The following is a 20,558-nucleotide window of genomic DNA, read 5'->3' as shown; positions in this document are numbered from 1 at the left end:
GGGGTGCCTCACCCCTCTTTTTATTCTTTGCATACATTACGGATGGCGTGTGTAAGTCCAGAACTCAGTTTTATCCTTGGGGGAAGTAATGGTTGTTCATCTAGTTAATATGTTCGCAAAAATAAGCGCGCTGCCCAAAAAAGTGGTTGTCACTGCAGGTGTTTTTCCGTGCTTACTATTTAGCGCATTGTTGTCGGCGCAGACGTTTCTTGCTTCGCCTGATGTTGTCGTTGAAGAAAAGGGTAGCCGGTTTATTACCCTTTCTTGGCAGGATGCTAATAACGAAGACTATTATGAGCTAGAGCGGCATTCAGGAGATAGTCAGTGGCAACCTTTGGCGACTATTCCGGCGGATGTCACAGCTTATACGGATAGCAACCTCACTCCGTTATCTCGCTATTACTATCAGTTAATTGCAGTTAGGCGCCAATCTTATAATGAAATGTCAGCGGATACTGCTCCCCCTGCTCCCGCAGCGCCTAGTGGTCTGCAGTTAGATAGCAGTTCTACACAAATATTTTTGACATGGCAGGATAACGCAGACAACGAAACAGGTTATGTTGTTGAGCGTATGGACGGTAATGTTTGGACTTTGGAAGAAAATGCGACATCGTTTAATGATGCTAATCTTAGCCCCTCAGCAGAATATAGCTATCGTATTTATGCGCAAAATGCAGGGGGTGATTCGTTAGTGTTAGATGCGGTTGTTAGTACCGACCCTGTGCTGCAACCTTCTGTCTTTTCTGCCGCTAATGAAGCCATGAGTGATCGTATTACTTTGTCTTGGAGTGACTCAAATAACGAGGAGCACTTCGATCTGGAGCGTCACGATGGCGATAATAATTGGCAGTTAATTTCCACCTTGTCTGCTAATACGCTGAGTTATGTTGATAACGATGTTGTTGCTGATGCGAATTATTTTTATCGCTTAAGCGCAGTTAATGGTACCGAGCGCACAGACTATGATTTGATCGCGATAAGTACTTTGCCGGTTATACCGGTAGCGCCTAGTCATCTGCAATCTACAGCAACTGAGAATCAAGTCACGTTGACGTGGAGAGATAATGCCGATAACGAAACAGCATATATTGTAGAGCGTATCGATAATGGCTCGCGTTGGGTGCTAAGTAGTGGTGTGAATACTTTCACTGACAGTGGATTAGTTTCTGGTGCCGTTTATGAATACAGTGTGTATGCCGAAAATGGCAGCGTTCGCTCAGACAGTATGACTGTTCGCCTTCAAACCGCTTTTTCGGTTGAGCAGACGCCAGCTATTGTGATTACCTATCCCGAAAATGGGGCGACGGTTGAATACGAAGAGTCTGTGTCTTTTGAGGCTGAAATCGTCGAGAGCTATGGCTCAAATTTAGAAAACACTATTGAGTGGACCTCCAGTATTAACGGTACGTTAGGTTCTGGTAGTGAGGTAGAAGTACCTCGTCTTGGTTTGGGTATTCATACTATTACTGCAACAGTAATAGATGCTAGTGGCCATAGGCGAGCTTATCAAATGTCGCTGCTGGTTCAGGATAATACGCACTCAATTGCGGCGCCTAAAAACTTATCTGCACCCTTGCATACACAAAATAACCTATTCGATCTGACGTGGTCCGAGGTTGAGGGTGCATCCCATTATCGTATTGATCGATCGTATGCCCCAATTGGCGGATTGTTTGAAAAGTGGGAGACGGTCTGGTGGGTGTATAGCTCAACGACTTATCAGCAAGAGGCTGAAAAGGAAGGTGTTTACCGTTATATAGTGAGATCTTGTGTGCGAAATAATGATGAGACTCACTGTTCTGAAGGTTCATCAATTGCGACGGTACTTTACTCGCAGAGCAATAGCTCGCCAAACTTATCGGTGACTACTCCTGATGGTGGTACCGTCGTCCCTCGCGGAGATCGAATAGCCAAGCTAGTCGCTGTTGCAAATGACCCAGAAGAGAATGATATCAGCAGTCGAGTGGAATGGTTGCGTGACGATGAAGTTGTACATATCGGTGATGAGTTCTACTTAGGTACATTGCCTGTTGGTGAGTATGTTATTACCGCGCGAGTGACTGATAGCCAAGGTGCATCCGCGGATTTGGTGAATTCAGATGTGGCAGTATTTGATACAGTCAATGTGACGGTAGTTTCCCCAGTAGAGGATAGTAGTTATCGAATTAATCAGCAGCAGGTGACTTTACAGGGTACGGCAACGGATGAATACGGTAACGATATTAGTGATCAAATAGTATGGCACTCAAGTGTTGATCTAGCGTTGGGTACCGGTGCTGAAATTACCGTGCCGAGCCTAAGTGCACGTGTACATACTATTACGGCTAAGGTACTTCGTGCCGATGGTAGTGAATATGCTGATCAAGTCGGTTTGTTGGTGCTTAACCAAGATAGCTTGTTAGATTTTCCTGAGTCACTCACGGGCCCTGCGCATGCAACGACTAGTGATTTTACAATAAACTGGTCGCCCGTCGAGGGGGCTGATTATTACCGTATCGCCCAGTCTTTCGCACCGCTAGGTGGTGAGTTTGGTTCGTGGGAGACACGTTTGTGGGTGCATTACAGTACAGAGCTGTCTATAGATGTTGATGAAAGCCAGAGCTATGGTTATGGCGAAGGCCATTACCGCTTTATGGTGCGCGGATGTATTCAGAACATAGGTTGTCAATCTGGTTCGCCAATAGCGACAGTGACTTATGCAGTCGATAACGAGCAGCCAGCGCTCGATGTTAAATCTCCTGTGATATCAGGTCTAACCTTCGATCAGGGCGAATCAATTACGTTTGACGCTTCAGCGAATGACAGAGAAGAAGGCGATATTAGCCAGTCTATTGAGTGGTATCACCAAGGTGAGCTTATCCATACGGGCGATAACTTTAGTGTGGATAGCTTTACCCCTGGGCAGCATTCCGTAATGGCGCGTGTAACGGATAGTCTCGGAGAAACAAAATCGGTTCGTCGTATTTTTACAATAGAAGGTGACCTAACGATCAATATCACTTCGCATAGCGATGGTCGTTATGTGATCGCGCGGCAGCCCGTCACTCTTGAGGCCGATGCGAGTGATCGATATGGTGATAGCGTCGTTGAAAATATCGAATGGAGATCAAGTATCGATAGAGTGGGTGGTCTGTTGGGCGAAGGTTCACCCTTGACCGTCCCTAGCATAAGTCAGGGGGCGCATATGATCACTGCAGAAGTATACGATACAGAAGGTAATCGCCGTACCGTTCAGCAAACCTTATTGGCATTACCTGCTGAGCCTTTGCTGGCTGCACCCGCTTCACTAACCGCACCGTCTTACACAGAAGATGCCACCTTCGATATAGAGTGGTCGGAAGTAGAGGACAGAGCTTTCTTCCGTATTCATCATGTCTATGCCGCCGCTGGTGAGTTATTTGAGCGCTGGCAGGTGCTTGATTGGTATCACCTAGAATCGTTAACGAAAACTATTACTGTGACAGAAGAAGGGCAATACCGTTACTTTGTTCAAGCCTGTAATAGTAATGGTTGCTCTTCGGCCTCTCCGATTGTTTCCGTTAACTATGCGTTGCCTTCAAGTGATCTGGATGGCGATGGTATCCCCGATAGTATTGATGCAGACCGTGACGGTGACGGTATATCTAATGTCGATGAAGTGGCTGTAGGCACCGACCCAGATGATATATCGAGTGTGCCAGCAGATTTAGATGGGGATGCTATTCCTGATGCGCTGGATGATGATCGCGATGGCGATGGTGTAAATAACGAAGACGATGCCTATCCTGATAATAGCGAGTGGAGTACCAATACTCCGCCAACACTTAACTTAGTTGGTGCAAGCCTACTTAATATTGGTGTTGGTCAGGCTTACCAAGAGTTAGGTGTAATTGCTTACGATGTTGAAGATGGTGAGACCAATTACAGCGCGAACCCTAGTGCGTTCACAATTAACTCGACTGTAGATACTAGCCAAGCAGGGACTTATCAAGTGACGTATCAGTTTGCGGATTCTCTTGGTGAAACAGCTGAGGTTACGCGAACAGTAATAATGGTTGCGCCGACTCCGGCGATGTCTCAAACAGGCTTTGATGAGCTATGGGGTATTGATGGTGGCACTGGTGCAGCGCCCGTTGTGTTTTGGCCTGCGAGCAGTAACGTCCCAGAATTTCCAGCGCTATCATCTGCGCCGACAGTCGTAAAACCTGCGCAAAGCTACTCCTCTTATATGCGAGCACATCCTAGCGTGCCGCTTGAGTACGGCGTGATCGCGTATGATCCAGAAAATGATACGTTGATATACGACTTGGCCGATGCTCCTGCGGGTATGAGTATCGATGCCCTAGGTGTGATCCGTTGGGCAGAGCCTGTGCTAGGTGAGCATGAGTTTACAATCTTCGTAGACGATGGGCAGAACAATCCGGCAGTAATAGATATTACTCTTAACGTGAATACTGATGAGTTTTTATTTGTCTCTACGGATGGCAATGTTGATGGTGACGGTTCATTTGAAAATCCATATTCGTCAATAAAAATAGCGTTACGCGAACTCCGCGGTTACGCAGAAGTAGGCGATCGTCGTACATTAATTATTCGTGGTGGTACCTACCCTATGGAGGTGTTCTATGAATGGGACGAAGAAGAGTATCCTTGGCATAATTGGCGCAACGTTGTTGGTGAAGCCGGTGATCCCATCGAAATTATGGGGTTCCCGGGCGAAGAAGCGATCATCGACTATGGCTATAACACGGGTGGTTACGATATTGCCGGCTACAACGACAAATTTATGTATATCAGTAATTTGACATTTATGAGAGCGAGTGCAAGGGCGAATCTACACATCGCTGCAGATAACGTTTTTGTAACGCGAGTGACTGCGCGAGATGGTGCGTGGTCCCCTACCTCGAATGTGGCCGGATTTAAAGTGCAAGGAAAAAATGTTGTGGTGCACCGTTCAAAAGGTATTAATAACCACAGTGCAAACCCAGAGGGTTATATTCCAGAAACTAATAATACAAACTTTATGGTTTTCTTGAATAAAAGATTGACCAATGATGAAGTAATTCAAGGCGTGCAAAAGGATCCAGATTCAGTTTATCTTCTGCATAACTATTCAGAAGGTAGTGGTGCTGGCTTTAAGGCCAAACATTCTGGTTCCGGCAGGCTCCTACTTCATGGCAATTACGCAATAAAAAGCCAAGTTGCTTATCAGGGGTACGATGACGGTTCAATTCTTTCATATAATATTTTTGATGATAACCGCATTGGTGCTGACCTTCTGCATACCGAGGGGTATAACTCCTTTCAGGATATGGAGGTGTCAAATAATTCCATCCTGAACTTCACGGTTAAAGGAATAAACTTGGGTAATACAGAGGGGCTTGATGGCAATAATCTGTTTCACAATAATATTTTAACGAAACGCTATGCCACGGTTTATTCTTTTGCAGGTCAACCACACTTTATGAGCTTATGGACATACTTACTTAATGCAGAAGATGTATCTCTTCATAGCAAGGGCACTCCCGATAAAGTGTATTCCAATCATAATTGTTTCTATGGCCCCGCTAGCCCCGGTTACGGTTTTTATATGCCAGCACAGCCCCTCAGTTGGGAAAGTTGGCAGGCTTTAGGTTTTGATGCAAATTCAGTACTCGTTAATGATGACGTGAATTCAGGCCTTAACTTACCTATATCATGGCCAGAAAATCAAAAGTCAGAAGTCTATCGCTGGTGGGAAGCCACTGATGTTGCCAGCATAAAACCACTAGAAGTATTAGCCGTTAACTCAGAGGCTTATACATTAGCGGCTGATTCTGCTTGCCGTATTCCCGGTCAGCGTATGGGTGCGCGTAACTAATAAATATTAATAATAATTCGCACTTGATGCGTTAATAACCTGTAGCGAGTCAGCTAGTCTGACTCGCTATCTCCAAATTTCTTTTATATTTTTCTGCGATATTTCGTAGGCAGGATTTTTACGCCCAAAAAATGAATTTTTTAGTCAATTAAAGGTGTTTTTGTGAAAAAGTATTGTTTTGTTTTTGCCTTACTACTTTCCAATTCAGTATTCGCAGTGAATTCTTGCGGTAGTGTGAAAATAGAAGAGGTGCTGTCGAATAAGCTCTATGGCTCATTAGTGCGTGTAGATAATGTCGAGTGTGGAAGAAAAGGGTGGGTATGTTTAGATCCCAGAGGCGAGTATCTCGATGAAAAAGTCAGCGACCGGTTATATGCTCAAGTGTTAACTGCGTGGTCTTCTGGTGGCGAGGTAACACTCACTACAGCAGGAGCTAATGACGTTTTTGTGCCATCTTGTGGTGGGGAAAAGCGAGGCTTTCCAGTGATCGAAGATTTTCGTAGTCAGTAGAATTTTTTCCGTATTGATGACTTGGTATTTTTTAGGGGGTTTATTCGTATGTTTTCAAATTTATTTTTAAGCGGTAAGAGTATTGTTTTGGTGTCGCTGTTTTTGTTTTCGCTTCAGGCTAATGCAGTGGGACATGTTAGAGATGCGACTATTTCAAGCGTCTATTGTGGTTATCAAGATGTTCATAATATGTGCTCGATTACCTTTGATAAAGCTATTGTTGACAAAGATGCGTGTCATACCATTAATGTTGATCGTATGCAATTTAGAGGCGATGGCTCGATGGGAGGAGCTTTGCTGTCGATTGCATTGGCTGCTCAAGCGACTCAGCAAAAAGTCCATATTTATAGTACCGGCAAATGTACGATTTATAACGGTTTGGCGGATATTAATTTTATTACGATTACAAATAAATAAACATGCTTTTGCAAGAGGTTTTTATGTTTTTTAAAACAACAACGTTTTTTATCATGTTAAGTGCTTTTTCTCTTAATAGTCATGCTGGATTTTGGACGGGTGAAATTGAATTTTCTAGTGTCAGGGTGACCCCTGCTTATCTGTCAGTATATTTGCCTGAAGAGATTAGTGTGCACAATTCGAATGTCAATGCTTCATGTGCCGGGCGTGTAGTAGCGATTAATCGAAACTCCCCAACCTATGATGATGTTTTATCCGTTCTTTTAACAATGAGCGCAACCAATAAAAAGTTGAATTTTTATATTTATGGATGTAATTGGGGTTATATGGAATTTAAGAATGTTTGGTTTGAGGTAAAGTAATTGTGTAAATACTTATCTTTTGGTGTTCTTTATGAAAATTATTTCTATTTTTTTATTGTTTTTTTCTGTTGGTGCGTTTTCTGAGCAAACGTTTTTTGGCAAGGTTGATCGTATTGAAGTGGTTAACTATGAGTCTGGGGCGGCATATGTGTATATCGAAAACGCTAATTTTACAGAGTGCCCGAAAAAAACTAATTGGTGTGCTATTGATTTTTCAACCAAGGCGTCAGATCAAATGTATAGCGCTGTATTAGCGGCTAAATTAGGTGGTCATAAGGTCGGTGTTACATCAAATGCCTGTTGGTCTAAAGGGCAATACCCTCGCTGTTGGAAGGTTAGGTTGAAAGATTGATAGCGGTTTTAAGTGATAAGAATTTTGTTGTTGGCAGATGAAACCAAGAGGTTAATTTCTGCATTTTTAAAATGCTGCTGTTTTTGGTCGTAGTAACGTATGCAGTTAAATAAAGTGCTAAATAAGATGTTAAATAAGGTAAGTAAATAATATGAAAATAATCCGTTTCTTTTCTTTAGTCTTGAGCCTTTCTTGTGGCAGTAGTTATGCGGCGGTTGTTCCACTAGATAGCCATGTTAGATCAATAATTTCTGATTCTGGCTTAGAAAGTTTAGTCACTGTTAGGGCCGCTAACGCATCGGGTATATCAGTGAATCATTTTTCTGAATTCGATGTTGAGGATCAGGCACTGAAATTGATTAATGTGGGCCCTTCGCCAGCAGAATTAATTGTGCTAATGGCGGACGATTTCTTGTTGAAAAACACAATTGAAGTCGTCGGGCCAGAAACGGATGTGCTACTTGTTGGTAGGCAGAGTAACTCGACAATTACATGTGGTCACTGTCGTTTCGAGAATGCACTGCGGGTTGGTTTGGTCGTCGCTGAAACAGAAAACACATTATCAGAATCTATAAACGACATAGGCGAATTTAGTTCAAGCTCAGCGCTTTCGGGTACTATTGCGATTAATAATCTTGCTGCTCCCGGCGCTATAGCGGTCGATATTATGGCGGCGAATGTTACTACTCAAGGTATGCTTACGACGCACCAAGCTGGCGGTCGTCACCCGGTTGAAGGGTACGTCGCCGATGTAAATGGATCGCTGGATATAGGCAGTGGTGGCATTAATATTATGCTAGGCGATATGACGTGGGACTATAATAGCGGTGCTGTACTTGCTTTGAATAGTAAGGGCAGTTACACACTAAATGGTTATGTAGAGGCTAGCAGTTTCAGCGTGGTTGCATCCGGTCCTCTGGTGTTGAATACATCGGTTGATACAAATTCCGATCTTATCTCAGCGCTGAGCTATAAAGGGAATACTTATATTCCTGACGAGCGCATTGCGGTGCAGGTATTCGGTAGTGATCAGCATATGCTATCTGTAAAGGGTGATCAGTCATCATCGGGTGATGTGTCGTTCAAATCAGCAGGTAGCCTTTCTCTTGATTCAATACATACGGATATAAACGCTAAGTCAGTGACTTTAATTGCAGGTACGCACTTAACCAATTTGTCCTATATAAAAACAGAAGAACTCATTGATGTGGCGGGCTATCAAGTAGTTAATGAGGGTGACTTGCTATCTAAAAAGCAGGTTAATGTATGGTCTGAGCAACAGATGTCTAATCAGTATGGTGGTTTGATTAGTGCCGATGAAGTAACGTTGACGTCTATGCACCAAATCGTGCGCAATGGTTCAAGGACGCCCTATATTTCGAAGGAGTCAGAAAATAATTATTTCTTAGATAACTCCATTGATCAGGCACTTAATTTGTCGTCGAATAAGCTGGGAACCTTCTATTTATTAGAAAAATCTGTGTTAAGTACAGGTTCTTCGTTAGGGGTAATGGCTGTCGATAACTCTGCAAAAATTATAGCTAACTCTCTAGTCATAAATGCAGCGGCTTTTGAAAATATTAATCCTTATTATTCTAAAAGTAAAAATTCTCAAAGTGAATTTTTACTCAATACAAAATACGTAGGGCAGGTACAAGTTTCTACTGAAAAGTCATTGACTATTCACGCAAAAAACTACGTTAAAAATTCATCGGCACATCTCGCGGTAAATCAATTTGATGGTCTTATGGAAATTAGAACGGGGTTGTTGACGAATGAACGTTACCGAACAGTTAACAGTCTAGTTAAAAATACAGATTACTCACAAAGCAGTAGCTCAGAAACGGATACTTTAGGCTTTCACACTCAAACACTGGCTTATTCTCCGCCGGGTATTATTACCACTATGGGAAATATTAATATTACAGCCTCTCAGGGTGTTGTTAATAACACTGCTTATGTAGAGATTTTTGGTGATGCAAAAATACATTCCCCCATTATTAATGATATCGGTCTTGAGCATCAAGGCATTGATGAATCAAGAACAACGACAACAACCTATTATTATCCACCCGATCAATGGAGTGAAACGACAGGAATTGATAGATTTGAGAGAACCGAAAATACTGTTCTGGAGGAGCTGTCGGTACCTTCTGAGCTAGACTCGTTATTCTTTGTTCATGGCTCTTTAGAGGCAGACGCTTCACTAGGTTGGTTTAAGAATCACAAACCGTTCGATTTTTTTGTTGAACAAGCGATAGCTAATACGGTGAATACTGTCCAAGATTCATTGTCGATTCTTAATAATAGAAACTCGAACATATTTGATTATATCACTGCGACAAGTAACTCAACGACTGAAGAGGCTAAGCAGTCAGGCGTAATTTCTATTGATGGCAATGGCCACAAAGAATTTTCTTTGGTCGAGAAGCTAGAAGAAATTTACAACTCGGCTTTAAGCGCAATCGCAGACTTCTTTGATGAGCAAGATTGGTGGAATTAATGAATCGATATGTTGAGAAAAAAACAATGAAACCTTTACCTTCTGGCGAGAAAAATACAATGTCAAAGAGTCTTTGTTGGTCAACTAGAGCGATAGCATATTGTGCAATGTTCTCTGTATTTATGCAGCCGCTTCCTGTACTAAGCGCCAGCTTTTCTGACGGTTACATTCAAGATCAGCTCAATAGTTTTGCTCTATTTGAGCGGTCAAGTACTAGTGACTACCAATTTCAGGCTGTCGACTATATTAACGAACCTGTGCAAGCGCCTAGCATGGATATTGATGCATTTCATGCCGCCATGAAACAGCAGTACAAGCATGCCTTAGAACCCAAATATGTCCCAATAAAAGTTGGCAATACCCATACGGTCGTTCCAATATATCCAGAAACAAAAAAAGTGGGTACGTCTCTACTGCAAAATCGATATATACGCAGCCAAATACATTCGTTATTAGGACGAAGTTTAATTGATGCTGAGCTTTATACGAATGAAAATCAGCAAATCGATACACTTTATCAAAATGCTCTCAATTATACGTTGAACGCACCCGCTCTTCGTTATGGCGACCGCTTACCAATGAGTCAGTCGGGTAGTGGTCTAGCTCAAGATATGATTTGGCCTGAAATCCGAGAGATAAACGGTGAGTCGGTTGTGGTACCGGTTGTGTACTTATCCGACAACACGGTGAACCAACAAAAAGTAACGACCAATGTCACAGAGTTGAATGGATCTGTATCACTTGCCGCACTCAGAATCGATGACGTTGACGTGCATCTGGGGCGAGAAGCATTTCTCAATGTTGCTAACGATTTAACGAATTACAGAGGAAGTATTGTAAGCAGTGGTAACTTAACCTTGGTGGCAGGTGGCACATTAAGGAATCTATCGGGCGACATTAAAGCCAATGGAAACATCACAATAGGTGCGCATAGTATAGAAAATCGCACCATCATTTACCGGCATACAGAGCGCAACGTAGGGTTCAGCGGCGGTGCGCATGAGTCGGGTACACGTTATGCTCAAATAGCAGGAATTAACGCTATTGATGGTAGCGTGACGCTCAATAGCATGAGCAATATTTCTTTCCTTGGTGGGCAGGTATCTGCTGGCTCTGAACTAACGCTGTCGGCTGATGGTGATATTTATATCGAAGGCTTGCAACTAAACAACCAATACACTGAGCAGCAAGGAGGTGTCTCGCTTTCTCGTTCTGATACCACTTATTTACAATCTTCTTTATCGTCAAAAGACACACTCAGACTAATTGCTGGCGGTGAAATTGTAATCACGGCATCAGAGTTAATTAGTGATGAAGGGCACATCCAATTACTCGCTGAACTAGGCATTACCGTTTTAGATGGCAAGCAGGAGCACCGTCAAAATCGTACGGGAACTTACAGAAGCCGTGATATTAATGAGTCGGTGTATCAAACGGTAGCGGTACGCTCAATTTTAGATGCGGGTTTAGGTGTACGCATGCACTCCGCTTTTGGAGATATCACCCTAAGAGGTAGTGAGATTAGCTCAAGCCAAGGAGCATCAGTTACTGCAGAAAACGGCGGAATAAAACTGTTGCTCACCAAAGAGCTAGATCATTACAGCTACTCATCGATTGATAAAGGGCTGTTTACTATAAAAACAGAAAATCGTGGTCATGAAATTGAAACTGCGGTTCATAACACAATAGTCGGTGGCTTACAGGTCAGCGCTACGGGCGGGGTGTATGTTGAATACGAAGGTGATTCAGAACTCACCATGCAAGAACAAATTGCCAATATTGGCGAATTTGAAGGCATGGAATGGATGGCCGATTTTTACGCCGAGAACCAATACAATCCAAATATTGACTGGCAAGAGATAGAAACAACTTACAAAGAATGGAATGAAAGCAGTACCAGTATTTCACCAGCATTGGCGGCGGTGATTGCAATAGCTGTTGCTGTTGCAACAGGTGGCGCAGCAGCAGGTTTAGTGGGCAGCATGGTGAGTAATAGTGTGGCCGCTGCCGCAATTACCGCCGGCAGCGTATCGCTGTTAAGTCAAGCAACAGTTGCGCTTGCCAACGGTGCCGTGAACCGAGATATTAGTGGAGCGATGGAAGATTTTGCATCTAGTGACACGCTACGTTCCGTAGCCATTGCTATGGTAACGGCTGGCGCTATGGATGCTATTAATACCCAGCTTTTTACAGCAGATAACTTGGGTGCTAGCTCATCGTTTACAGAGGAAGTGACTAGTCAGGTTACCAATTCAGCAACAGGTGTCACCACAACAGTGACCGAGTTAAACCTAACATTAGGTGCGCAAGCGCTTCAAGCCGTGACTAGTAGTGTTGTTAATGCTGGTGTTCGAACAGCGATCGATGGTGGTAGTTTGGGTGACTCTTTGGTTGATTCTCTTATTCAAAACTCAGTAAATTTTATTGGTCAAAGAATGACAAATGCAATTTCCGATGCTGCAGCTAATGGTGATATTGATAAGGCTATTGAATATATTGCTCATGCAGGCTCGGGGTGTATGGTCGGTGTTTTTAGTGCCGCTCAAAATGATGAGTCACCTAATAGCGGGTGTGCCAGTGGTGCTTTGGGTGCGGTTGCTTCAGTTGCTATTACGGACGTTTATGAAGCGAAAAATAAAGATCGAATCAATACATTTCTTATTGAAGAGCAGGAGTATATAGCTGGCTTGTATGCAGGTGGTAGTTCTCATGCAGAAGTAGGAAGTTTTGTTTCAGGTAGAGATGATCATTATCGTCAGGGGGTAAATCGGTTACTTGCTGGTGGTGCAAATGCGAGTCGTTTATCGGCAGCATTTGGAGCAATGCTTGCGGGTGCAGATGCTGGTAATGTAAATATTGCTGCTGGTTCAGCAAGTTCAGTCGCTTCTTCCACACTCCAGCATTTATCTATTTCTGTATCACATGCATTGGCTGAGGGGCGAGCAACGCGTGAGCAATTCTTGGTTGAACAATTCGCTGTACTTGATCCTGTAGAATTGAATGCAGAAGTGACAGCTGATTTTTATTCAACATTGAGTCAAGAAGTTCAAGATAATTTAGATATTAAAGTCAATGAAAATGGAGTGCCTTATTTTGAGGTAACAGAAAGTGTCTACTTGCCAGTTCATAGCCAAGATATCCTGGATGAATATATTAGTATCGCGGACAAAAATTATGAAAGGCTTCACCAACTGTCTGTTAAATATCAGGAAATGACTAGTGTAGTAAATCAATTTTTATTAGATAGCTCTCAAGAAGATAGAGTGGCAATTCGTTCGGTGTACGAAAATAACCTCCGTGCGGCTCGGCAGAGCGAAGGTAATAATTATGAAGATATCGCGAGGTCTATTAATTACTCACCCGTTGAGGAATTTTACACCTTGGCTTCAGAGGGCTTTTTGTTGAATGGGGCAGCGCTCAGTGGTGATGAGTTATCTATAGGATTAAATTATTTATTTGGAGTGGAAAGCGATTATGAATTGACGGACGAGGTTGCCCATATAGTTCATCAGGCGTCAATGGAAGAGCTTAATGCGATGGGGCAAGGACAGGTTGAAGATTTACACCATGCCTTGCACGCTATAAATCATGAGTCATTATTTGATTCAGGAAGGTTTTCTACTCTCGATTATGATATCCCAGAACCAGAAGGGGTAGACACAAAGTATATGGCTCCTACTAAATTAAATATGACTCTTAATCGCGAGGTTGATGAGTCGGGTATGACTATTGTGAACATTAATGTATCAGGGACGTATGATGATAGGGTTGGATTAGGAGATATTATAGAAAGTGTTGCTGAGAACGTTTGGTCAGGAGAGTTCGAAGACCCAGAAAATAACACCAAATATATTCTCAATACGGACTTAAGCCCGCTTGGAGGTGATTTGTCCAGTCTTATGAGAGGGGCTGATTTTGTAATCGATTTTGGGAAATGCTCGCTTGAACTGGCGTGTATTAAAAATTACGACACTTTTGCCGTTCATGCGGATAGTTCTATGGACAACCTTTCAATAATTGCCCGAAACCCGGTTGCTGTTGCACATGAGGTAGGTCACCTCATAGGTTTTTTTCATTTTCCAAATCCTACTGACCTTGAAACTGTTGGAAATGTTATGAGTTATGATGGTCATGCCGTAACTCTAGAAAATATCCGGCTGCTCGAAAGAAATATAGAAATAATGGAGAATAAAAAATAAGTGGCAGTATGGAGCAAGCCAAGACGATATGGGGCAAGATATTGCTATGGCTTCATCGAGGTTTTATCCGGTCCGTAGCAATAGCCAATATGATGAAGTCGGTAAAGGTATTATTATAGATGTTAGAGCAAGAGAGCCCGGAATACTTTTTAATACAGAGAAGGTTGTTGATGTTTTTGACAAGGTTGATAAAGCTGATGCCACACAAGGATATCATTCACATTTAATCTTTATTGAAAAGTGATAAAAATAGCAGAAGGTAAATAGTATGAAGAAATCACTTTTGGCATTGGTTTTTTTGTTTGGGGCGGGTTTTGCTCAGGCAGAAACTAAAGAGTCAACAATAGGTCACGTTAAAGAAATCACTACATACCTAGAAACTCATTCTAGAGTTAGTGCTCGAGGGATGATCGACTTTAATTTAGATGTCGATTTTTCTTCCCCTTGTTCTCGAGTTTATCTTGATAAGGATGAGCAGACAGTAGTGTCAATGCTACTGTCTGCAAAAGCCAAGGATGTAAAATTAAGGGTTTATTATTACACAGACGTGGTAAGCCCTTGGAATAAGAATACTTGCCAAATATATGCGTTGCGAGAATATTAAGGGTGGCACGGAATTGACTAAAGGTTGTTTATCAACGGAGACGGGGCGGTATTTATCCCATCGTCTACTCAGTTTTTCGTTTCTGTAATCATCACTGAATAATAATAGGTGTGTTTGCAGATCTTTTATCGACGAATAACCATTGCATTATTGGAGTAAAAATGAAGGCAGAAATATCACAATTGGTCATGATCGAAGTGCAGCCGGGAAAAAGAGACGAGCAAATCAAAGCATATAATAACTTGCTGCCGCTAGTTTCTGCCGAAGAAGGTTGTTTGCAGTATGACTTAAAAGCTGTAGAGGGTGACGAGAATAAATTTGTTTTAGTGGAAAGGTGGGTGTCGGAAGCGGCATTAGAGTTTCACGATAATACGGAATATATGAGAAAAGCTGATAGTGAAAACTATCGATTTAGAGCGAAGCCTGCTGAAGTTTTACGACTTTTGTGTGTTTGATAGGCAGTTTAAAGAATGATTTGTATTTTTAGCGTCGATTATTAATGAGGCAGTTATGATATTTAAAAAAACAGTAGCGTTTGCGATAGCCAGCTTGTGCCCAATGTTTTCTTGGGCAGATCAGTGTGCTTCTTGGGGGTGTACCTCAACTATTGAGCAGTTGTACACCAATGCCAATGGCTTAATCTATGTTAGCACTCCGCTAGATGAAACAAAGGCAAATTGTACGGTTTATGCTGGTAGTTATTTTGTCCTGAATCCAGCTGCAAAGAATTTTAGTGAGGTATATTCATCACTTTTAGCGGCGTATATGTCTGACTCTAAAATTCAACTTAGAATAAAAGAGGGTAGCGCTAACTGTGAGTTATCATACGTGAGGCTAAATAAAAATTTTTAGTTATTTTTTATTGCCAGTCTCTGGTTGTTTTTTTTCATCACGAAGGCGGTCACGAAATTTTTTCTTTGCGAGTGCTTGCATATCTTCAACCGTATCGCGCTCATCCACAATTTCACGGCCTAGCAAGGTTTCAATGGCATCTTCTAGTGTGACTATGCCTGCCATTTGACCAAATTCATCTTCGACTAAGAATAGGTGTGTTTTTTGTTTGATAAACATATCGAGCAATTTGTGTACAGAGAGTTTTTCTGACACTCGGATGATGGGTTTGGCGAGCTTATCTAGCGTGGTGTTTGATTGTCCTTTGTAGGCAGTTTCTAGTAAATCGATGAGAAAAATTTGGTCGGTAACGGTGTCATGGTTGCCGGCATAAAGAGGTATGCGGCTAAATTGATGGGTTCTTATTTGTTCGAGTGCTTGCTCTACAGTTAGCGATTCATCCAGCATGTGTACAACAGTTCTTGGCGTTAAAATATTTTCTGTCTTTACACTTTTTAACCCCAGTAAGTTGGAAATATAGGCGTTTTCTTGGGGAAATAAACCGCCCTCTTTATGAGCAAGAGACGCGAGAGCAATGACTTCTTCCCGTGTAATTTCGTTGCCTTTTTGCTGATTAAATAATCGTGTCAAACGCGTTGATATCCATACTAGTGGATAAACAAGCTTGACTAAAAGTGAAATGATTAAGGCAGAAGGCACGGCAAGTTGCTGCCAAAAAGTTGCCCCTAATGTTTTAGGAATAATTTCAGAAACATATAGGATGACTAGAGTGAGTACGATAGCAATTAACGTTTCCCATTCAGGGCCAAATACTTGTAGCGCTTGAGAACCTACACCGGCAGCACCCATGGTGTGAGCAAAGGTGTTGAGGATCAAAATACTCGATAGTGATTTATCTAAATTTTCTTTAACGTTAACAAGTCTAACCGCAGCATTGGGGCGTTCTTTTTGAATTTTTTCAAGATAGCTTGGGGTAATCGAGAGTAATACCGCTTCTAAAATTGAACATAGAAAAGAAACACCAATCGCAATGGTTAAGTAGATGAGTAATAGCGTCATTGATTTGAGCCTTGCAAGATGAAGGTGAGAATTGGCGTGTTAAACATGTAATATGTTCCACAAAGCCAGCATGTGACAAGCGACCACAATAAAGCTCACTCGATGACGTAGTGCTTGATACCAAGCAGGATAAAGCGTTTTTAGAAACAATTTTTCCCAAAACAGCAGTGTAAGAAACCCTATCATCAGCAAGCCGATATGATAAATGAGCGGTAAAAAATAAGCGGCAAGTGGTAATAATGAAAAGGCGATGGCCGCATGTATATGTCTGGCTATAAACGCAGCACTGTTTTCTGTGTGCGCAAATAAAGCGATGGCCCATAGACTACCGGCTAAAAAGCTAAAGATGATCGTCGAGTAGTGCAAAAAAAGATGCGTTAATCCCGTTTCTTGGCTCGCAAAAATCCAAGGTCCAAATGCACCGATAAAAAAAGGCAGTAAGCCTAGGTACATATAATTGGTAATGGTGTCTTGATGTGGTGACAGCAAAGCGTGTGCTTTCGGTGGTTGAGCGGACATAAAGTAGTAACCCGTGATGCTGTTTTGACGATAATGTTTAGTGTTTGGTGAATGATCTTCCTATATGTACGCCCTACTTTCAATCATGGTCTCCATTTATCTTTGTTGTATCACAATGGTTGCTTGGGAACGCGGGCGAGAACCCAAACGCTCACCTTGCCCGCACCGGCTTTTTTAAGTGCTGTGGTGAGCGCACTGACGGTAGCTCCTGTTGTCATGACGTCATCGACGAGAATGATATGTTGACGCTGTAGCGTGCTAGAAACCGCAAAACTGTTTTGTATGTTCTGTAAACGTTGTTGGCGAGTGAGCTGCTTTTGATCCGGTGATGCTTGTGTTCTTTTTACTTGTGTAAACAGCGGAATATTTAATTGTTTACTCAAATAATGGGCAAAAAATGCCGATTGATTGATCCCTCGTTGTTGTTGCTTTTTCCAGTGCAGCGGTACGGCGGTGATAAGATCGGGTAAGGGTTTATGGTGTTGCATCAGATGCTGTTGGACTTGTTGACAAAAAATATCGGCTAAGGCCTTACCCGCATAATAATCCCCTTGGTCTTTAAACTGAAAAATCAAATCAGATAATGGTTTTTGATATATAAAAGGACTGTAAGTCTCTTCAAACGGGGGTATGTGCTGCAAGCATTCGCCACACAGTAGCGCGCTATGAGGCAGGGGCAGCGCGCAAGCACGGCAACTAAAGCGTGGGGTTTGCAAAAACTGCTCAATGCAGGCTGGACACAGCCTGTTTGGGCTATAACTGTCACATAGTGCACACGTATGGGGCAGATGAAGGTGTTTTTTGAATGTAGATGTGTGCGCTTGCAATGTATTGCGCAATTGACGGTAGAGTCGTACCCATTCCTTCGGTATCATAGTGGTTTCCATAAAAATCCATTTTTGGTTGACTAGTCGCGCGGAGAGGATGGCTTCTCCGTAGCAGCAGTATGAACCATAGTATTTTGGATGGAATGACCTGTTAATGCAACGATAGAGAGAGTGTTATGTCTTCTGCTTTTAATGCGAATACCGTCTCGGCGAATAGCCCTTCTGTTAGTGATAGTGAATCTCCCTTACGCCATTCCCCTTTGCGGCACAATTGGATGCGCGACGAAGTGGCAGCGCTATTTGCTCTCCCTTTTAACGATCTGCTCTTTCAGGCGCAGACTGTTCATCGTCAGCACTTTAACCCTAATCAAGTTCAGGTAAGCACGTTGTGCTCTATCAAGACTGGCGCATGCCCCGAAGACTGTAAATATTGCCCGCAAAGCGCGCGTTATGACACCGGCCTCGAAAAAGAAAAACTCATGCAGGTTGAAGCTGTTATCGAAGAGGCTAAAGCGGCCAAAGCCAGTGGTGCGACGCGCTTTTGTATGGGAGCCGCCTGGCGTTCGCCTAAAAACAAAGATCTCCCTTATGTGGTTGATATGGTCAAAGGTGTTAAAGCTTTAGGCTTAGAGACGTGTATGACATTAGGTATGCTCGACGAAAAGCAGTCGGCAGAATTAGCGGATGCAGGGTTAGATTACTACAATCACAACCTCGATACGTCAAAAGAATATTACGGTGATATTATCACCACGCGTACCTACGATGATCGCTTAAATACCTTACAGAATGTGCGCGATGCCGGTATGAAAGTGTGTAGTGGGGGTATTGTTGGTATGGGCGAAGGTGAGCAAGATCGTGTCGGTTTGCTCATTCAGCTAGCTAATATGCCTGCTCACCCCGAATCTGTGCCTATTAATATGTTAGTCCGCGTTGAAGGAACACCCTTCGAAAACCTTGATGATCTTGATGCCTTTGACTTTATTCGCACCATCGCGGTGGCTCGTATTTTAATGCCAAAGTCTCATGTGCGCTTATCGGCAGGCCGCGAAGAAATGAACGAGCAAATGCAAGCGATGGCGTTTTTTGCCGGTGCTAACTCCATTTTTTATGGTGAAAAACTGCTGACGACGGCGAATCCAGAAGCCAATAAAGATAAGCAATTGTTTGCGCGTTTAGGCATAGAGCCAGAGCCTTATTCTGCGGTTGAGAATCGTCGCACACCGGCACAACCTACCGTTGGTATCGTTGATCCTAAAGCGCAAGCACCGAAAGATTCTTCACTGTTTTATAACGCTGCGAGCTAATGCTGCTGGTTAACAATGGCAACATTTAACGAGCAACTTCAGTGTGCGTTAGACGAACGCCAGCATCAGCACCGCTATCGCCAGCGCACGGTCACCTCGTCACCTCAGCATGCGCATGTGACGGTTGATGGTAAGCCCTATCTTGCGTTTTCGAGTAATGATTACCTTGGTTTGGCGAATCACCCCGAGGTGGTCGCCGCACTACAATCTGCCGCTGTAGAAAATGGGGTTGGGAGTGGGGCGTCACATTTAGTTCATGGACACACACAGCATCATCACGTATTAGAAGAGGCCTTAGCCGCCTTTACTGGGCGCGAACGTGTTCTATTGTTTTCTACTGGCTATATGGCGAATATGGGGACGATTTCTGCCCTAGTTGGCCGTGGCGATAGTATTTACCAAGATCGCCTTAATCATGCCTCGCTTCTGGATGCAGGTATTGTTAGCCGCGCGACAATGAAACGCTATCGCCATAATGACTTAGAGCAGCTAGAAAAATGGCTCACGACGGATAAAGCAAGGCGTCGTTTAGTGGTTGTCGATGGTGTGTTTAGTATGGATGGGGATATAGCGCCGCTGTCTGAATTAGCAAGGCTGTGTCAGCAGTATGATGCGCAACTCATGGTTGATGATGCGCACGGGTTTGGCGTTTTAGGCCAACGTGGCGGCGGTTGCGCCGAGTATTTTAATTTATCGACCGAGCAGTTGCCGATTGTTGTCGGTACATTAGGTAAAGCCTTTGGTAGTTTTGGGGCATTTGTTGCGGGCTCCAATGCACTTATCGAAACACTTATTCAGTTTGCCCGCCCGTATATCTATACCACCGCATTACCACCATCTATCGCGGCCGCCAGCCTTAAAAGTTTACAGTTGCTTGAGCAAGGCGTTGCGTTACGAAAACAGTTGGAGTGCACGATTGATTATTTTCGTGAAGGCGCGCAAGCACAGCAACTTCCGCTAATGGCGTCGCGCACACCCATACAACCGGTGGTCTTGGGTAGTGATGAACGTGTTATGACCGTGGCAAATTATTTAAAAGATCATGGTGTGCTAGTGGGCGCTATTCGTCCGCCTACCGTCCCCGAAGGTTCTGGTCGGTTACGTATTACTTTTAATGCGCACCATAACAAAGACGATGTTGATCGCTTACTATCGCTATTACAATCCGCACCGCTGTAAAGAGACCTTATTGATAAGCACTGCTTAAA

General features: G+C 43.1%; 16 protein-coding genes. 13 read left to right on the top strand and 3 right to left on the bottom strand.

The genetic code is table 11. From position 1 onward, the window contains the following. Positions 1–88 precede the first annotated feature (88 nt). The 11 genes from ACZ5O6_RS10055 (at position 89) to ACZ5O6_RS10005 (ending at position 15,638) form a co-directional block, all read left to right on the top strand. Complete coding sequence (locus ACZ5O6_RS10055; protein WP_447091322.1) at positions 89–5,839, top strand: fibronectin type III domain-containing protein; 5,751 nt, start codon at positions 89–91, stop codon at positions 5,837–5,839. A 162-nt stretch (positions 5,840–6,001) separates the two neighbouring features. Beyond that, positions 6,002–6,349: a hypothetical protein gene (locus ACZ5O6_RS10050; RefSeq protein WP_447091323.1), complete on the top strand. Its 348-nt coding sequence runs from the start codon at positions 6,002–6,004 to the stop codon at positions 6,347–6,349. Positions 6,350–6,397: 48 nt separating this feature from the next. Further along, entirely contained in the window at positions 6,398–6,766 is a 369-nt protein-coding gene (locus tag ACZ5O6_RS10045) for a hypothetical protein (RefSeq protein ID WP_447091324.1), read from the top strand. 23 nt (positions 6,767–6,789) lie between these two features. Continuing rightward, a complete protein-coding gene (locus ACZ5O6_RS10040; RefSeq protein ID WP_447091325.1) occupies positions 6,790–7,128 on the top strand; it encodes a hypothetical protein in 339 nt (112 codons plus the stop codon). Between the two features lie 31 nt (positions 7,129–7,159). Further along, entirely contained in the window at positions 7,160–7,480 is a 321-nt protein-coding gene (locus tag ACZ5O6_RS10035) for a hypothetical protein (protein WP_447091326.1), read from the top strand. 151 nt (positions 7,481–7,631) lie between these two features. After that, entirely contained in the window at positions 7,632–9,983 is a 2,352-nt protein-coding gene (locus ACZ5O6_RS10030) for a hypothetical protein (RefSeq protein WP_447091327.1), read from the top strand. A 26-nt stretch (positions 9,984–10,009) separates the two neighbouring features. Further along, entirely contained in the window at positions 10,010–14,182 is a 4,173-nt protein-coding gene (locus ACZ5O6_RS10025) for a DUF637 domain-containing protein (RefSeq protein WP_447091328.1), read from the top strand. Positions 14,183–14,210: 28 nt separating this feature from the next. After that, the gene (locus tag ACZ5O6_RS10020) at positions 14,211–14,426 is read left to right on the top strand and encodes a hypothetical protein (RefSeq protein ID WP_447091329.1); all 216 of its coding nucleotides are present in this window, start codon (positions 14,211–14,213) and stop codon (positions 14,424–14,426) included. 24 nt (positions 14,427–14,450) lie between these two features. Next, a complete protein-coding gene (locus tag ACZ5O6_RS10015; protein WP_447091330.1) occupies positions 14,451–14,786 on the top strand; it encodes a hypothetical protein in 336 nt (111 codons plus the stop codon). 110 nt (positions 14,787–14,896) lie between these two features. Beyond that, positions 14,897–15,241, top strand: coding sequence for an antibiotic biosynthesis monooxygenase family protein (locus ACZ5O6_RS10010; protein ID WP_447091331.1), 345 nt, complete (start codon positions 14,897–14,899; stop codon positions 15,239–15,241). A gap of 55 nt (positions 15,242–15,296) precedes the next feature. Further along, positions 15,297–15,638, top strand: coding sequence for a hypothetical protein (locus tag ACZ5O6_RS10005; protein WP_447091332.1), 342 nt, complete (start codon positions 15,297–15,299; stop codon positions 15,636–15,638). On the opposite strand, the gene ACZ5O6_RS10000 is transcribed toward ACZ5O6_RS10005, so the two are convergent. From ACZ5O6_RS10000 to ACZ5O6_RS09990, 3 genes are all read right to left on the bottom strand, one after another. After that, entirely contained in the window at positions 15,639–16,697 is a 1,059-nt protein-coding gene (locus ACZ5O6_RS10000; RefSeq protein ID WP_447091333.1) for a CNNM domain-containing protein, read from the bottom strand. It abuts the gene before it with no gap. Positions 16,698–16,736: 39 nt separating this feature from the next. Continuing rightward, positions 16,737–17,216 (bottom strand): DUF3429 domain-containing protein, encoded by a 480-nt coding sequence (locus ACZ5O6_RS09995; protein ID WP_447091334.1) that lies wholly within the window; start codon positions 17,214–17,216, stop codon positions 16,737–16,739. A 110-nt stretch (positions 17,217–17,326) separates the two neighbouring features. Beyond that, the gene (locus tag ACZ5O6_RS09990) at positions 17,327–18,091 is read right to left on the bottom strand and encodes a ComF family protein (protein WP_464283556.1); all 765 of its coding nucleotides are present in this window, start codon (positions 18,089–18,091) and stop codon (positions 17,327–17,329) included. A 227-nt stretch (positions 18,092–18,318) separates the two neighbouring features. On the opposite strand from ACZ5O6_RS09990, the gene bioB reads away from it, so the two are divergent. After that, positions 18,319–19,350, top strand: coding sequence for a biotin synthase BioB (gene bioB, locus ACZ5O6_RS09985; RefSeq protein WP_447091383.1), 1,032 nt, complete (start codon positions 18,319–18,321; stop codon positions 19,348–19,350). A 15-nt stretch (positions 19,351–19,365) separates the two neighbouring features. Continuing rightward, positions 19,366–20,529, top strand: a complete 1,164-nt coding sequence (gene bioF, locus ACZ5O6_RS09980; RefSeq protein ID WP_447091336.1) for an 8-amino-7-oxononanoate synthase — start codon at positions 19,366–19,368, stop codon at positions 20,527–20,529. The last annotated feature ends 29 nt before the right edge of the window (positions 20,530–20,558 follow it).

Source organism: Eionea flava (assembly GCF_055393785.1).
Note: the sequence above shows the minus strand (reverse complement) of the source record. Positions and strands in the feature narration are given on the sequence as shown.

Excerpts from the sequence above, each read along its gene's own strand:
- ACZ5O6_RS10055 (WP_447091322.1), top strand. The coding sequence starts at position 89 with ATGGTTGTTCATCTAGTTAATATGTTCGCAAAAATAAGCGCGCTGCCC.
- ACZ5O6_RS10045 (WP_447091324.1), top strand. The coding sequence starts at position 6,398 with ATGTTTTCAAATTTATTTTTAAGCGGTAAGAGTATTGTTTTGGTGTCG.
- ACZ5O6_RS10040 (WP_447091325.1), top strand. The coding sequence starts at position 6,790 with ATGTTTTTTAAAACAACAACGTTTTTTATCATGTTAAGTGCTTTTTCT.
- ACZ5O6_RS10035 (WP_447091326.1), top strand. The coding sequence starts at position 7,160 with ATGAAAATTATTTCTATTTTTTTATTGTTTTTTTCTGTTGGTGCGTTT.
- ACZ5O6_RS10030 (WP_447091327.1), top strand. The coding sequence starts at position 7,632 with ATGAAAATAATCCGTTTCTTTTCTTTAGTCTTGAGCCTTTCTTGTGGC.
- ACZ5O6_RS10025 (WP_447091328.1), top strand. The coding sequence starts at position 10,010 with ATGAAACCTTTACCTTCTGGCGAGAAAAATACAATGTCAAAGAGTCTT.
- ACZ5O6_RS10020 (WP_447091329.1), top strand. The coding sequence starts at position 14,211 with ATGGGGCAAGATATTGCTATGGCTTCATCGAGGTTTTATCCGGTCCGT.
- ACZ5O6_RS10015 (WP_447091330.1), top strand. The coding sequence starts at position 14,451 with ATGAAGAAATCACTTTTGGCATTGGTTTTTTTGTTTGGGGCGGGTTTT.
- ACZ5O6_RS10005 (WP_447091332.1), top strand. The coding sequence starts at position 15,297 with ATGATATTTAAAAAAACAGTAGCGTTTGCGATAGCCAGCTTGTGCCCA.
- ACZ5O6_RS10000 (WP_447091333.1), bottom strand. The coding sequence starts at position 16,697 with ATGACGCTATTACTCATCTACTTAACCATTGCGATTGGTGTTTCTTTT.
- ACZ5O6_RS09995 (WP_447091334.1), bottom strand. The coding sequence starts at position 17,216 with ATGTCCGCTCAACCACCGAAAGCACACGCTTTGCTGTCACCACATCAA.
- ACZ5O6_RS09990 (WP_464283556.1), bottom strand. The coding sequence starts at position 18,091 with ATGATACCGAAGGAATGGGTACGACTCTACCGTCAATTGCGCAATACA.
- bioB (WP_447091383.1), top strand. The coding sequence starts at position 18,319 with ATGCGCGACGAAGTGGCAGCGCTATTTGCTCTCCCTTTTAACGATCTG.
- bioF (WP_447091336.1), top strand. The coding sequence starts at position 19,366 with ATGGCAACATTTAACGAGCAACTTCAGTGTGCGTTAGACGAACGCCAG.